Source organism: Kosakonia sp. SOY2 (assembly GCF_027109175.1).
GTDB lineage: Bacteria > Pseudomonadota > Gammaproteobacteria > Enterobacterales > Enterobacteriaceae > Kosakonia.
On the sequence record NZ_JAPVXH010000001.1, the window covers coordinates 1121196 to 1136164 of the forward strand.

The 14969-nt window shown below is 50.7% G+C and carries 16 protein-coding genes; 11 read left to right on the forward strand and 5 right to left on the reverse strand.

Annotated elements, in window-relative coordinates:
• Nucleotides 1-69 precede the first annotated feature (69 nt).
• From opgC to O3S68_RS05310, 5 genes are read left to right on the forward strand one after another with little or no spacing between them, the layout of a single operon-like run.
• Nucleotides 70-1290, forward strand: coding sequence for an OpgC domain-containing protein (gene opgC / locus O3S68_RS05290; protein ID WP_269230962.1), 1221 nt, complete (start codon nucleotides 70-72; stop codon nucleotides 1288-1290).
• Between the two features lie 11 nt (nucleotides 1291-1301).
• On the forward strand, nucleotides 1302-2201 hold the full coding sequence (locus O3S68_RS05295; RefSeq protein ID WP_097406762.1) for a hypothetical protein: 900 nt from the start codon (nucleotides 1302-1304) through the stop codon (nucleotides 2199-2201).
• Nucleotides 2202-2212: 11 nt separating this feature from the next.
• A complete protein-coding gene (locus tag O3S68_RS05300) occupies nucleotides 2213-3427 on the forward strand; it encodes a PP2C family protein-serine/threonine phosphatase (protein WP_097406761.1) in 1215 nt (404 codons plus the stop codon).
• Nucleotides 3417-3755, forward strand: coding sequence for an STAS domain-containing protein (locus O3S68_RS05305; protein WP_016496105.1), 339 nt, complete (start codon nucleotides 3417-3419; stop codon nucleotides 3753-3755). The genes O3S68_RS05300 and O3S68_RS05305 overlap by 11 nt, the downstream gene beginning before the upstream one ends.
• 2 nt (nucleotides 3756-3757) lie before the next feature.
• Nucleotides 3758-4174, forward strand: coding sequence for an ATP-binding protein (locus tag O3S68_RS05310; protein ID WP_269230963.1), 417 nt, complete (start codon nucleotides 3758-3760; stop codon nucleotides 4172-4174).
• A 4-nt stretch (nucleotides 4175-4178) separates the two neighbouring features.
• Here O3S68_RS05310 and tehA read toward each other — a convergent pair whose 3' ends face one another.
• Nucleotides 4179-5141 (reverse strand): dicarboxylate transporter/tellurite-resistance protein TehA, encoded by a 963-nt coding sequence (tehA, locus tag O3S68_RS05315; protein ID WP_269230964.1) that lies wholly within the window; start codon nucleotides 5139-5141, stop codon nucleotides 4179-4181.
• Nucleotides 5142-5365: 224 nt separating this feature from the next.
• Between tehA and yahO the strand changes: the two genes are divergently transcribed.
• The 6 genes from yahO to O3S68_RS05345 all read left to right on the forward strand — a co-directional run bounded on the left by yahO (nucleotide 5366) and on the right by O3S68_RS05345 (nucleotide 10877).
• Entirely contained in the window at nucleotides 5366-5641 is a 276-nt protein-coding gene (gene yahO / locus O3S68_RS05320) for a DUF1471 family periplasmic protein YahO (RefSeq protein WP_017456766.1), read from the forward strand.
• A gap of 182 nt (nucleotides 5642-5823) precedes the next feature.
• Nucleotides 5824-6210 carry a hypothetical protein gene (locus tag O3S68_RS05325; protein WP_269230965.1) on the forward strand — a complete coding sequence of 129 codons (387 nt, stop codon included), beginning with the start codon at nucleotides 5824-5826 and terminating at the stop codon, nucleotides 6208-6210.
• A 198-nt stretch (nucleotides 6211-6408) separates the two neighbouring features.
• Nucleotides 6409-8673 (forward strand): AAA family ATPase, encoded by a 2265-nt coding sequence (locus O3S68_RS05330; protein WP_269230966.1) that lies wholly within the window; start codon nucleotides 6409-6411, stop codon nucleotides 8671-8673.
• Nucleotides 8670-9728: a hypothetical protein gene (locus O3S68_RS05335; RefSeq protein WP_269230967.1), complete on the forward strand. Its 1059-nt coding sequence runs from the start codon at nucleotides 8670-8672 to the stop codon at nucleotides 9726-9728. The genes O3S68_RS05330 and O3S68_RS05335 overlap by 4 nt, the downstream gene beginning before the upstream one ends.
• 142 nt (nucleotides 9729-9870) lie before the next feature.
• Nucleotides 9871-10311 (forward strand): hypothetical protein, encoded by a 441-nt coding sequence (locus O3S68_RS05340; protein ID WP_045508441.1) that lies wholly within the window; start codon nucleotides 9871-9873, stop codon nucleotides 10309-10311.
• Nucleotides 10312-10325: 14 nt separating this feature from the next.
• Nucleotides 10326-10877 carry an RNA polymerase sigma factor gene (locus O3S68_RS05345; RefSeq protein ID WP_269231660.1) on the forward strand — a complete coding sequence of 184 codons (552 nt, stop codon included), beginning with the start codon at nucleotides 10326-10328 and terminating at the stop codon, nucleotides 10875-10877.
• Between the two features lie 101 nt (nucleotides 10878-10978).
• On the opposite strand, the gene O3S68_RS05350 is transcribed toward O3S68_RS05345, so the two are convergent.
• The 4 genes from O3S68_RS05350 to lysC all read right to left on the reverse strand — a co-directional run bounded on the left by O3S68_RS05350 (nucleotide 10979) and on the right by lysC (nucleotide 14860).
• Nucleotides 10979-11563, reverse strand: coding sequence for a hypothetical protein (locus tag O3S68_RS05350; protein WP_269230968.1), 585 nt, complete (start codon nucleotides 11561-11563; stop codon nucleotides 10979-10981).
• A gap of 76 nt (nucleotides 11564-11639) precedes the next feature.
• Complete coding sequence (locus O3S68_RS05355; protein ID WP_269230969.1) at nucleotides 11640-12938, reverse strand: glycoside hydrolase family 10 protein; 1299 nt, start codon at nucleotides 12936-12938, stop codon at nucleotides 11640-11642.
• A 7-nt stretch (nucleotides 12939-12945) separates the two neighbouring features.
• Nucleotides 12946-13233: a VF530 family protein gene (locus tag O3S68_RS05360; protein ID WP_269230970.1), complete on the reverse strand. Its 288-nt coding sequence runs from the start codon at nucleotides 13231-13233 to the stop codon at nucleotides 12946-12948.
• 265 nt (nucleotides 13234-13498) lie between these two features.
• Nucleotides 13499-14860, reverse strand: coding sequence for a lysine-sensitive aspartokinase 3 (lysC, locus tag O3S68_RS05365; RefSeq protein WP_269230971.1), 1362 nt, complete (start codon nucleotides 14858-14860; stop codon nucleotides 13499-13501).
• Nucleotides 14861-14969 lie beyond the last annotated feature (109 nt).

Sequence of the window (14969 nt, forward strand, 5' to 3'; positions counted from 1 at the left end):
GCCGGTCAGAGTGTACTACGCTATGTAAATATTAACTTCGCAACCTCTTTTCAGGGCAACGTTTACGAGATGGAAATAAGCCAGTCTGCGCCTGTCGCTATAGCGAAAAACCGTGAAAAAACAACGTGGCGTTATGTATTAGCCGACCGTCGCGATCTACGTATTGATATGATGCGCGGTGTGGCGCTGGTGATGATGGTGGTGGCGCATACGGAAGTGATGTCGGTTTTTAATATTTTTACGTGGGAGCGATTTGGTCTGACAACCGGCGCGGAAGGCTTTGTCATTCTTTCCGGATTTATGCTCGGTATGCTCAATCGCGTGCGTCTGCAAAAAGCGGTGTTATTAACGATTTCCTGGGGATTATGGCGACGCGCATGGAAAATATATCAGGTTAATATCATCATCATAGTTTCTATTCTATTACTCTCGCATCTGCATTTTATAAATACCTTTGAAGTTACCCATTTTACCGATCGTTACTCAGGTACGCATTGGTCATTATTTCCGACCAGCCCGCAAATTCGTGAAACCTGGTTTAATATCATCCTCTATTTGCAAATTGGTCCGCATCAAACCCAGATTCTGGGATTATATATTTTCCTGCTGTTAATAAGCCCATTATTTCTGGGACTACTGCATAACGGAAAAGTAGTCTGGCTATTGCTGCTCTCGCTGGCGGTTTATTGTTGCTGGCAAGTGTGGCCGATGCGCGTCACGGTCTCCGAGTTTGAATTCGCCTTTCCGCTGATGGCCTGGCAACTGATCTTTGTGCTCGGCATGTGTTGCGGCTGGTACAAAGAGGAACTGCTTTCGCTCGCGCAAACGCCAGCGGGAAAAGCTGTGGTCGCGGCACTGGTGGTGGTGGCGATAGTGCTGGGATTTGTGGCGCAAAACCATACCAATCCTTTTATCCCACCGGCGTTATTGTTGCAGGTGATCCCGCCCGCCGATTTTAATGTCTTTTACCACACCTGGGCGGCAAAAAACGGGCTTGGCCCGGTGCGGGTGGTCAATGACATCGCCCTGATGGTGACCGTTTATCTGGTGCTGACCCGTTGCTGGACGCCGATTTACCGTGCCACGGGCTGGTTTTTTATCCCGCTGGGGCAGCACTCGCTCTACACCTTCATTTTGCATGTGTACGTAGTGCTGGTGGTCAGCCAGTTTGTCACCTTCGATTTATGGCGCCAGGCATGGCTGACCAACACGCTGATCCATGCGCTGGCGCTGGGCGCGTTATGGCTGATGGCAAAATATAACGTCGCCGGACGCTGGATACCCAATTGAGGGAACACGATATGCGGGAAAAAATAGGGCTGGTGGTCGTCCTGTGCGGTAGTCTTGCGCCAGCGTATGCCGCCGAGCATAGCCAGGACGCGGGTCAGCAGGAGAGAGCCGCCGAGCAGATCCCGGCGGGGGGCATTAACAGCCGCTGGGGGCGTCTGTTCGCCGGGAATAAAGATAAATTTTCTGCGGCGTTGAGCTTTAACTCAGGGCTGAAACAGCAATGGGTAACGATACCGAACAATTCGGAATCGGCCTCGCAAACCAAAAAAATCAACCAGACGCTCAATCTGAGTCTGCAATATTCCCCCTACAGTTTCTGGTTCGCGAACGTCATCACCCGCATGCCGGTCAGGGATACCAGCCGCTATACCACCGATTTTCGCTACAGCTTCGGCTATGACGACTGGCACCCGAACACCGTTAGCCTGGTTTACAGTAACTACGGCGATAACCATTTCTGGACAACTGGCAGTAAACGGCACACCTATTTTGAGCAGGGGGCGTTTACGCTGGCGTATAAGTTCTCGTTGCCAAAGCCCATTGAAAATAAGCTTTTAATTAATAAAGGCGATGCGCTGACCTGCCAGCTCGGTTATAGCTGGGTGCCGCGCTACTACGACGCGCAAAGCGACAGCGTGAAAGCCAATAAAAACGTCATGCTTGGCGGCTGCGGCTACACCCTTAAACAGCACTTTTTCGTACGCGCAACTGCGTTCTGGTTCCCTGATAGCAGCCAGCAGCAGCCATGGAACGGCGATTATAGCTACAGCTTTGGCTACGCCACCTATGCGCCTGGCTCGCTCTCTATTCAGTACAGCAACTACGCCGGTACGCGCTTTCCCGGTCATAAAAATGGCAATGCACGATTCCGGGAAGGCACGGTGAGCCTTATCTGGTTGTTACCGCTTTAGGAGCCATGAGGATGGAGCAAAAAAGGGTACTGATTGTCGATGATTCGCGGGTTTATCGCCGTTTGCTGGTTAATCTGCTTTCACAGTGGGGCTACCAGGTGAGTGAAGCGGAGAACGGCGAAGAGGCGCTGGCGATGATGGCGCGAACGCCCGTCAGTATGGTGATCAGCGACTGGGAGATGCCGGTGATGGATGGCCTGGCGCTGTGCCGCGCCATTCGAAACATTGAGTATGGTCACTATGTGTATCTTATTTTGCTGACCGCGCGCGAGAGCGCGGATGACATTACCGAAGGCTTTGACGCAGGCGTGGATGATTTTCTCAGTAAGCCGGTCAACCAGAGCGAGCTTCAGGCGCGTTTACATGCCGGGGCGCGCATTCTGGCGCTGGAAGCAAGCCTTGCCGCGCACAATACACGTTTAAGCGAGGCATTAAACCAGATAGAGCAGGATTTACTGGTGGCCGCGCGGTTGCAGCGTTCGGTATTACCCGCGCATCAACTGCGCTATGAACACTATTTTGCTGACTGGCTGTTTCTGCCTTCTGCCTGGGTCTCCGGCGATATCTTTAATGTGTTCCCGCTCGATGGCCATCTTGGGTTTTATTTTGTTGATGTCGCCGGGCATGGCGTTGGCGCGGCGATGATGTCGCTGGCGGTTGCCCGGCAGTTTCTGCAGGGCCGCGTGGTGGAACGTTTTCTTTTTAATGAACATGGCGAGGTGGCGTCACCCGCGAAGGTTGTGCAGATGCTGAATGCGCGTTTTTGCAGTGAAGATACGGAGATAGTCAGCTATTTCACAATGGTTTATGGCGTTATTAACCTGCGAGATGGCAGCGGGACGTTGTGCCAGGCCGGGCATCCCACGCCGTTTATCGTCTCGCCTGACGGGCAAGTCCGCCAGACGGGTAATGGCGGGCCCCCGGTCGGGTTACTGCCGGATATGCAGTGGGAAGACACTGCATTTAGTCTGCATAACGGCGAGCGGTTGTGCCTGTTCAGCGATGGCATTACCGAGTGTGAAGGGCCAGGCGATGAGCAGTTTGGTGAATTACGCTTACAACATTGGTTACAGCAGCAGACCGGCAAGCCCATTGAGGCGCTGCTGCCGTTATTCGGCGAGCATTTGACGCGCTGGCGTAATCATGACGGCGGGAGTGAAAGAACCATGACGGATGATGTTTCGTTGTTAATTATCGAGCGCGGAGGGGATGGGCATGAATATTGAGATCGAACGGTTGCCGCAGGCCATCATTATGACGCCGGTTGTCAGACGTCTGGATGCGTCGGTGGCGGCGACATTCAGGGAGATGCTCTCACGTGAAATGGCAAATGAGCAGAAAGCGTTAATCATCGATTTTAGCCGCGTCGACTTTATCGACAGTAGCTGTCTGGGCACGCTGGTGTCGTTACTGAAAATGATGAATGGCAAAGGTGAAATGCTGGTTTGCGCCCTCAAGCCCGGTATCCGCAATATGTTCACTCTGACGCGTATGGACAGGGTGTTTCGTATCTGCGAAGACCGCGATGCCGCCTGCGCCGCGCTTGCCAGGTAAACATGATGCGTGAGGCGATTACCCTTGAGGCTACGTTGGGCGCATTAGCTCCGCTGGCGGAGTGGTTGCAGCGCAACATGGCGGCGCTGCCCGTTGATGATGCGTGGCGCTTTGCGCTCGATCTTGCCGTTTGCGAAGCGGCGACCAATGTTATTCGCCATGCGTTAAACGAAGACAGCCACCGCGAATTTTCTGTGACATTCAGTTGCCACAACGATGCTGTGCAGGTCGAGTTGACAGATGATGGTATCGCCCTTTCGCCAGACAGCCTGAACAAAGCACGGCGCAAAATTGGCAGCGACGAGGAGCAGGAGCTGGAAAGCGGCAGGGGGATAATGCTGATGTTGCTTAGCGTGGATAACGTGAGCGTTGAGCGGGAGGGTGGCTGTAACAAAACCACCCTCGTAAAGCGCCTGTGATGCGTTAGCTGTGCGCCGTGCGGATCAGTAATTTACCCTGCAGTAACAGCGCGAAGGTTTTCACCATCAACAGCGCGATCACCAGGTTAGCCGCGATAAACAGCGGGAATGACATCCAGTACAGTGCGCCACCCGGCGTGCCGTGTCCCAGACGAATCGAGGTGGTTGCCAGCGACGCCACGCCGAATGAAAAGCTCCAGAACGACGGGTTAAACGGCTGCGAACTGTACCAGGGGATCAGTCTTATCATGAACAGCATCTGTAACAGGCCATAACCGAATAACAGTTTGGCGAACACATCGGCCTGCCCGCCGTTGATGCTCAGCCAGGCGCTACAGGCCACGAATGCAGGCGCCATCTGAATGCCAAGCGATGTACGCACCGCGGGCGACATTTCATCAAGGTTGCGCATCCGGCTGAGAATAGCTGGCTCAAGACTCAGCCAGGAGAAGAGCCCGGCGCCGAGAAACAACATCCCGACATCGTTAAAACCAAACGCGCCACAGGCCATCGCGCTGATAAAATTATTGGCAACCGTAGGCAGATAAAGCCCTGGCGTCGTTGCTTCTTTCGGGTGTTGACCGCGCCATAACCCGGCGGTTTGCCAGGCGGAGTAGGTGAGCTGCGCCACAACTGCAATAAGAAACAGCCCCAGCGCCAGCGTATGCAGCCACGGCGCAAGGCCAATGGCAACCAGCATCGAGGTTGCCGGTGCCAGGCTGACAAAACTGCTTTTCAGCGGATGGGTGATCTCTTCCAGCACGCTCGCGCCGTGGCGAAACATTCGGCTAACAAATGCCAGCATCAACAGCGCCCAGATGACCATCGCCAGAATGATTAAGCCATCCGCAGGCAATAGCGTGACCGGCCAGATAGTGGCGGCGAAACGCCAGGAAAAGCCCAGCCCGATAATGCCAAGCACGATGCCAAAGTAGCCCGCCGGCAGGTTGAGGTGTGAATCTTTCATCACCAGACTCCTGAAATGTGTAAACCCTGAAGTAAGACGCGCGCCATTATATATGACATTTCATATGCACGTTTCACTTTTTATTCAGCTTAATATGTTGATTAAATAACCGATTAATTAATGACATTGAATTATTGTTGGCTTGGTCTACCGTTAAAGAGTAAATGATCGACTGTGCTTTTCTGTTATTTACAGCCATCTCAAATCAATCCGGAGAATGCCTGATGAACAAAAAAAGTTTAGTGATTATTAGCGCGTTAACATTACTGGCGAGTAATGCCTGGGCCGCCAAATTAATGGAAAAAGCAGAATTTGATAAAGTTTCTTCTCAATATGAAAAGGTTGGCGAGATTGCCACATCCGACGAGATGTCACCCATGGATGCCCGCCATGCGCTGAGCAAACTGGCGGATGAAAAGGGCGGCGATGTGTATGTCGTCACCTCCGATCAAACAAGGAAAAAAATTCACGCAACGGCTGACGTTTACAAGAAAAAATAAAATACTAAAGCCTCCCGCGCGGGAGGTTTTTATTTGCGAAATAGCCTGGTCTGAATATATCGAATATCGCGTCAGTTAGGTTTTAAATTAATTGTTCTTTTTAACGAGATATATTGGTGCGCAGGGTAAATATACCTGCGCATCTGTTTTTGTTTTTCTATCGCAGTAATAGAGGAGTGTGTATGGGCGTCATCTCACGAATGACGATGCGTGTCTTTGCCATCGTATTATTTCTCTCTGCCAGCTCTGGCGTGTTTGCAGGTCAGTTAATCCTTAAAAATACTTCATCATCACCGATAACCTGTACGGTTGACGGCTGGACCCGCGCGTCTGGCGGCAGCTTTGACTGGTTTATTAAAGTTGAACCGGGGCAGAGTTTTTATGTCGGGCAAAATACCAGCCGCCCAAATCCGCCGATCATTAACTGGGCGAACTGTAATTCTGGACGCAGGATATTATTACCCGCGGTGCGTCGGTTTTTTTCGGCAAATATATCTTCGCCAGCGAGGATTCAACCGACAAAGATTTCAATGACTCTTTTTTCCAGCTGCAATGGTTTGAAAACGTAGGCTGAGGCGTTTTCCTCTTGGCAGGAGTGCTTCGGCACTCCTGTCGCTCACCGAAACGGCCCATTTCCCTGATATGCCTTGATTTCCCTTGTTGGTTTGGCAAAATCATTTATCCATTGGGTGAATGCTTTCTCTCGCAATCTGTCTGTTTTGCGGGCGGTAGCGTGCCTGCGCAAATATATTTAAAGGGAAATAGCGATGTTATTCGTAGACAGGGGGCGTGTCGCCATTCCATCCGTGTTACTGCCTGGCGGCGCGGCAGAGGCGGAAAAAGAGAAAGCGGCTGAGTTTTATAAGCAGGCGCATCATTTGCAGAGTCGCTTTGAATTTAAGGTTTTCAGAAGCAAAGAGGTTAAAAGTGCGCTGTATGATCTCTTTCAGGGTAAGTGTGCATGGTGTGAATCACGGATAAATTCAACGGCGTCAGGAGATATTTGCCATTACAGACCTAAGGGCGGTGTCGCAGAGAGCCGTAAACACCCAGGATATTGGTGGCTGGCAAACCAGTGGGAAAATTTGTTGCTAAGTTGCCCCGCATGTAATCGGCCGCATCAATATAACGGTGTCATAGCGGGAAAATCGAGCCGCTTTCCTCTTGAAGATGAAGCACAGCGCGCCTTTGTGCCTGGATGGGAAGAACGCGAAAAGCCGTTATTGTTGGATCCGACGTTTGATGATCCTGCCCGGCATTTTGTCTATGACTGGGAAGGAAACATCCTCAGTGAGACGCCAGAGGGGCAGATGACGATCACCATTATCGGGCTTAATCGCACGGCATTGGTCGAGGCGCGAAGAAGCGCACTGGCTATGGTTCGTAGTGTCCTGAAAATGTTTGCTACTACCTCCAGCGTCGACTCAGAAGAGCAGCGGATGTTTATACTTCGTCATCTGCAAGAGTTGACCGCTGATAATGCTGAGTATGCAGCGATAAAACGCCAACTCATTTCGGCAGAGCTTAAAAAGATCGTACGCGATACCGGATACGATGCTTTCCATTGGTTGAAATCAACCCTGCCAGTTACAAAGAAAAGAGTGAGCGGTATATGGGAAAAACTCAGGGATTTTGAGTTAAAACAATCTGATTTCTCCTTACGCAACAGTCGGGGTATTGCTATTTCGCGGTCGCAAAGCCGCAAAATACAAAAAGTGACGATCGCTAATTTTAAAGGCATTGATGAGTTAACGTTTGATGTCGCCAGTAACTGGCAAATGCTTTTGGGAGAAAATGGCGCGGGTAAAAGTTCGGTTTTGCAAGCCATCGCGCTCTGTTTGAGCGGCGCGGACAACTTTGCAAAATTAGTGAACGAAAACGGTATCGATCCTAAAACCTGGATCAGGTCTAAACGGCAAAAAGCCACAATTCAAATCCAGGTGAGTGGTTTTGTTAAACCTCATTCGTTGCATATTTATCGTGACCGGGCTGTGTTTTTACGTGCTGCAAATAAATCAGCATTAGTCGACTATGCAAAAGGCAGCGCCACGGTGACAGGCGCAAGCGAGGCCAGGGATGTCCAGTTTGTTCTACTTGGGTACGGTGCGACACGGTTATTAAAACCCGCATCAAAAATGCCGCCGCAATTCCGTTGGCATGAAGAAAAAGCGATACGCTACGCACGATTCGATAATTTGTTTGATCCGCTTTCGTTACTGATTTCCGCAGAAGAGTGGCTGTTAAAGCAGAAACGAGAGATCTTTGATCTCAGCGCGCGCGCGTTAAAAGATTTGTTAGGCCTGGATAACAACGACATTTTGGTCAAGCGAAATAACACCATTATGGTTGTTATGGATGACAAAAAACCTTTACCGCTGGCCGCGCTTAGCGATGGTTACAAGACGGTGATTGCCTTGTGTGTGGATATCCTCGCGATAGCAACGGAGTTTTGGGGCGATCCTGGCAGCGCCGAAGGCATCGTGCTGGTGGATGAACTCGATTGCCACCTGCATCCAACGTGGAAAATGCGCATTGTCAGTGCGTTAAAACGGGCATTCCCGGAAATGCAATTTATTTGCACCACCCATGATCCGCTCTGTTTGCGCGGCCTGGGCGCGGGAGAGGTGTGTGTGATGCAGCGTGATGGTGAAGGTATCACCTTGCTGAGCGATTTGCCAAACCCGGCGGATTTCCGTGTGGAACAGTTATTAACCTCTGCATTTTTTGGCCTGAACAGTACGCAGGATCCGGAAAATGAGGCGATCTTCGATGAATACTATGCGCTGCTCGCTTTACCTGAAACGGATCAAGAACAATCTGAGCGGCTTAAGCAATTAAAAATTGAGTTGAAGGATCGACGCTATATTGGCGAGACGCCGCGCGAACAGCTGATGTTTGAAGCAATCGATCATATTATTGCCGACAATAAACAGAAAGGTTTTTTGCAAATCCATGACATGAAGCAGGAAACCATTAATACAGTGAGTAACCTCTGGCAAAACGCTTTAAATAAAAGGTTGCTAAAGGAATGATTAAAATTAATCGTAGCCAGGCAACGCCAAATATTCCGGTTTACGTTAGAACGATGACGCGTGGTCGAAGCGTTGGGCTTACTCAAGCTGCGCGGGAATATAATGAGTCGATCGATTTTCACACTAATGCATCTCATTACCACAATGAAGAAAAAATAACAGACAGTAAATTTAAATTTAATGTCTATAAGGACAAAGAACTTGTTTCTGAGCTCGGGAAAATATTTGGCAATAAGTGTGCCTATTGTGAAAGCTGTTTTGGTGCTGTCACACCAAAAGATATCGAACACTTCAGGCCGAAGAGTGAAATAAAAACTCGTGGCGAAGCAATACTTCGTCCGGGGTATTACTGGCTTGCGGCTGAGTGGCTCAATTTACTGGTGTCGTGCCCGGATTGTAACCGCCGACGAGAACATGAGGTTCCCGGTCAACCAGCAATGGTAAACCTTGGGAAGGATATACAATTTCCGATAGCTGATGAAAATGCGCGTTTGCGTGCCCATACTTGCAGTGCCATTCAAATTGCTAACGAAGAGGCGCAACGCCTGCTGATCAACCCATGCATCGAAGATCCGGAAGATTACTTCACTTATGATGATGAAGGGCTGATTCACCCCAGAAACGCCAGTGACGTGAAAGCAATATGTTCAATACATGTCTATGCCTTGCAGCGTAAGGCACTGGTTGAAGCGAGAAAAGCGACACTGGTGCGGTTACAGCGTCTCTTTTTTCATCTTTGCTTGCCGGTTCAGGAGTTAATGCAAATACCTGCCAGACATGTCAATAAACGGATAATCAAACAAAACCAAATTACCGAGTTAATGAACGATGTTTTGGATATGTTTGAGCCGGAAAAACCTTACCTTGGCCTGCTTCGGGATTATATTCGTCGACATGTTGCGTCAGGGACTTATCGGGAATATCGAACAGCCGGTATTCATGTTGAGGATCTTCTGAGGCTGCCTGTATCCCGCCCGCTTCCGGTGCCGCGTCTTAACCTGAGTACTTTCAGAAACATGACGTCAAGGATCCCCATCGGTTTGCGGTTGAGATAAATTAAATCATTATTTTTCAATAGGTTGTTTGCTTATTGCGCTGCGGTGGAATTTATTTGCATTTCCCTGGCAATATTTTTACCGCTCATCCGTCTACTTCATCACAAGCAATTATTCACCAACCTGATGGAGTAGAAAAAAGATGAGAGATTTTGATATGCATGAGCACAGACACGGACACCGTCACGGTTTTGGTCGGCACCGCATGATCAAACCGCTGATTATTGGCGTGGTGGTATTCATCGCGTTAGGGCTGCTGGTGATGTCGTTGTGGAACGCGCTGCTACCGGCCATTCTTGGCGTGAAAAGCATTGGTTTCTGGCAGGCGCTGGGGCTGTTAGTGCTGAGCCGCATTCTGTTTGGCGGGCTGGGATTCCACGGGGGAATGTTTGGTATGGCGCGTCGGCGTATGCACGAACGCTGGATGCAAATGACGCCGGAGCAGCGTGAAGCCTTTATCCAGCAGCGCCGCGAAGGGTTTGGTCGCCGCGATCGCTGCGGCTGGCGTGGACGCTGGGATGAAAGGGCAGATGACCGCCATCAGCCTGACGATAGCAGCGCCAAAAAACCGGACGCTGAGTGAGCACGGTGAAAACCATGGACGGCGAGTCTTTGCTGGTTAACGCGCTGAATGCCTGTCGCTCACGCCTGAAAGCGTTTATTCGTGGGCGCACGGCAGTGCGCGATGACGCCGACGACATTTTGCAGGAAGTGACTTACCAGCTGATGAATGTGGAACACCCGGTGGAAAATGTTGCCGCCTGGTTGTTTCGCGCCGCGCGTAATGAAATGACTGACAGAGCGCGTAAAAAACGTGAGCTACCATTGTCCGGTTTTTTCAACGGCGATGATGATGAGGGCGATTTTGCGGAAGATGAGCTGGCGGAAACGCTGTTTGGCGTGCCGCAAACGCCGGAAGAGGAGTATCTGCGCGAACTGTTATGGCAAGAGCTTGAAAGCGCGCTGGCAGAGCTTCCGCCCGCCCAGCGCGAGGTGTTTGAAAAGACCGAGCTTGAAGGTTTGAGTTATAAGGCGCTGGTGGAGGAGACGGGCGTCAGTATGCAGGCGCTGTTATCCCGTAAACACAAAGCGGTGCTCTATCTGCGCAGCAGGCTGCGCAGTGTTTATGATGAATTAACAGAAGAATGATTATGGCGCTACACCAGAATATATGTGTCAGTTGCTAATTTAGTGATCCACTGATAATCCCGAAGATCGCCTTAAAATTATTATCGATAGTTACTATTTTCTTATAGTAATTTACTCAGCTTATAATCATCATTATGATCGTAATGAAACATTTTTATTTTGAAATCAAATAGCTTAGACAAATCTTGTAAGCATTTTTCGATCCTTTTTGCGCTCATCTTATCATCTAGTTCGAATAAAATGTGATATAGCGAAGCCCATATTAATGCTGCTTTGCTGAACGAGATTTTTTCATCCATGCCAACAAGGGTAAATAAATGACAGCTCTGAAGTTTCTTTGCAAGATGGCTATTCACCACGAAACATGAAGAGATAAAAAGTCTCCGATGTCTAATAACGTTATGAAGCATGCCAGCCAAATCATCATGACTTATACGGTCATCGTTTGTCATATATATGGCGTCTTTACTGCCATGAGCAGAAATATGAAGGTATCGATATCGTGATTTTTTGTATTCCTGTAGCGCTTTTTCGAACTCGATTTTACTTCTTACATATTTATATATTGGTTTTTTGAGATCGAGTGTGAGTATTTTTGAAAGCATATCTCCTTCTTGTCTTTTATTTTCCTCATCAATTTCAGTTAAACTTTCAATAATAAAAACTTCAGGTACAAAACTTGCCATTGTAATCCCTCATTGGCTATTAATAGAATATCTTCTGATATCCAAAAATACGCCCCGGATATCAGAAATAAATAAACTATTCACCCCAGCGGCTCTTCAAATAATTCACTGCCTGCTGAGTTTGCGGCTGTTCCAGATAACTTTCGCGGAACAAAATCGTGCCGTTAATCTGCGGCAGCGATTCGTTTAAATCGAGCTGTTTTTTCAGCTCAGGCACGCCGCCGTTGACGGTCCAGTCGGGCTCATTCTTCGAATATTCCCCCACCTTATACAGCGCCACGCCGATGTAGAGGCGTGTTTTTGTCGGTTTCACGACATCCGCCCACCATTTTGCCAGCACATCGTAACGCGCCGCATCGCGCGCGAATGGCCAGTAGATTTGCGGGGCAATGTAATCCAGTAACCCTTGTTGCACCCAGCGGCGCGTGTCGGCGAACGATTCGTCATACGCCGCGGCACCACGCGTATCGGAACCGGCGGCGTCAAATGAGCGGTTACGCCAGACTCCCGCCGGGCTCACGCCGAATTCGACATTTGGATTGAGTTGTCGGATGGTGCGTGAAACCTGCTCAATCAACTGCTGCGTATTGTTGCGCCGCCAGTCTGCTTTTGAACTGAACGCCTGGCCATATTGCCGGTAAGTCTGGCTGTCATTCAGCGCGGAACCGGGGGTTTCAGAGTAGAAGTAGTCGTCAAACTGCACGCCATCGACCGGGTAGTGTGCCACCACTTCTGCAACGATGCTGGTTATCCAGTCGCGCACTTCCGGAATGCCTGGATCGAGCACAAAACGGTCGCCTGATGTGCGGATCCAGTCACGATGCAGCACGAAAATGCTGGCCGGATGCAGGGATAAGGTACGGTTGAGTTCCGCGGTGGTCGACGGTTTGGTATTAACCGAAACGCGGTAGGGGTTAAACCAGGCGTGCACTTTCATGCCGCGCTTGTGCGCTTCATCGAGAATAAACTGCAGCGGATCGTAACCCGGATCCTGCCCAATCGTGCCGGTCAGCATATCTGACCAGGGTAAAATCTTTGACGGCCATAGCGCGGTGCCATCGGGTTTGACCTGGAAAAAGACGGTATTGATGCCAAGGCTTTTTAGCTTATCCAGCTTGTTTCTCAGCGCCTCTTGCTGCTGGCTAACGCGCAGCGCAGCACTCATATTGACCGAATTTACCGGCGGCCAGTCGAGACGCGACACGGTCGCCAGCCAGATACCGCGTACGGGTTGTGTATTTTTTGCAGGCGTTGTTGCGAGTGGTTGTTTGGCCACCGGCGGCAACGGTGTGACGAGTGATTTCGGCGCTTTCGGGGCGCAACTGGCGAGTAAAAGCGCAGTGGCAATAAGCACGCCTGACTTTTGTAGTAACATCTGAAAATTAGCTCTTAGTCGTTCGACCGCGGGTCCACGGGTTAAACGCTGGTTCGTCTGATTTGGCCGGGGCGCGCTCTTCCAGCGATTCGAGATACAGCGCCTCAACTTCCGCGCGCGCCCAGGGCGTGCGTCGCAAAAATTTCAAACTGGATTTAACGCTTGGATCGTTTTTAAAGCAATTAATATTGATGCGTTTGCCGAGTTCGAGCCAACCGTAGCGGGCAACCAGCGCGTTAACCTGCATTTCAAGCGTCACGCCGTGCAAAGGATCTTTTGAAATATGAACGACCATGTGAAGTCCGGTTTTCGGGAAAAGTTTTGCGGAAGGTTACAAGAAAGCCCGCTAAGCGTCACGGGCTTTGCGCCGCTAAACGTTACCGCCCAGACAGGCACAGGCGACTTTCTGCGTTCCGGTCACCTTGAGTAAGGCGGACTCTCAGCGTGACGGTATCAGTGGAAAAAGGGAGAAAGTGGCGTGTGATTGCTCTTGAGGTAAGTGCTGGCAGACGCGCTGCCAGCACTGAGCGTTGCCCGCGTGCGGGGCGCGTTAACCGCCGTTATTCTAACAAGTTACGGTGTAACGTTTTCACGGCGCTGTCAGCGCATTCTGCGGGGAGCAGGAAGCAAAGATTATGGCTGGAGGCACCGTGGCAAATCATCCGCACGGAATAGTTTTCCAGTTCGGCGAACACCTCTTTGCATACCGCCGGAGCCTGCGAGAGCGTGTTACCAATAAGCGAGACTAACGCCAGACCGGTCTCGATTTCGACATGGCAGTGCGATGACAGTTCGGTAAGCAGCGCGGTAGTCAGTGTGTCCGCTTCACCGGACGTAGAGCCGGTGGAGTTGAGGATGAGCGCAATGCTGGCTTCCGAAGTTGTCACCAGATCCATCGCCACATCATGACGCGACAAAATGTTGAACATCTCGGCTAAAAAGCGGTGTGCCGGCTGCGCATCAATGCTGGATAACTTTAACAGCGTTTGCTGGCGACGAACGGCCAGCGCACGGTAACGCGGCGGTTCGGGCGTGTCACGGCAGACCAGCGTTCCGCCCGCGTGCGGCTGGGCGCTTGAACCGACAAAGACCGGAATATTTTTACGCATCGCGGGCAACAGTGTTGCCGGATGCAGCACTTTCGCGCCGAAGGTCGCCATTTCACTGGCTTCAGAGAATGAGAGCGTATCGATGCGTTTTGCCTGGGCAACGATTCTGGGATCGGTTGTATAAATCCCGGCGACATCGGTCCAGATATCCACTCGCGCTGCCTGCAACGCTTCCGCCAGCAATGAAGCAGTGTAATCACTGCCGCCACGGCCGAGCGTGGTGGTTTGCCCCGCCGCGTCGCTGCCAATAAAGCCTTGCGTGATCACCAGCGACTGCGCAATGCGCGGGCGCAAATGCTTTTCCACCCGTTCTGCAATCTCGCTTATAACGGGTACCGCGCAGCCGAACGTGTCGTTCGTGCGAATCACTTTGCGCGCGTCAAACCACTGCGTTTCCACGTCGCGTTCGCGCAGAACCTCCACAAACAGCAGGGAAGACATCAGCTCCCCGTGGCTCACCAGTTCATCGCACAGCGCGTCTGACCGGGAATCAACGGCCATGGCCGCAAGATGGCTGATATTATCGAGCAGGCGGTCGATCTCCTGGCCGATGGCTTCTGGCTGTTTCAGGCGAGAAATAATGTTGTATTGCAGGGTGCGCAGGGTGTCGATCTTATCTTGTCGAACGCTGCTTTCCAGACCGCCTGAAAGTTCAACTAACAGGTTGGTGACGCCAGCGGAGGCAGATAAAACAACCAGACGAACGTCTTTATCAGCAAGGACAATGGTGGCGCTGCGGCTCATCGCGTCAAAATCGGCGACACTGGTTCCGCCAAATTTGGCAACGATGGTGTGTGGATAAATGCGAGTCATAACAATCTCATATCAGGGCGCCATAATTTTATGGCATGAAAATTTTCATTCTCGGCATAAGGGAAGTGTGCTTCGCCTTACGAAATGTCCGCCCGCGAACATTTCTTTT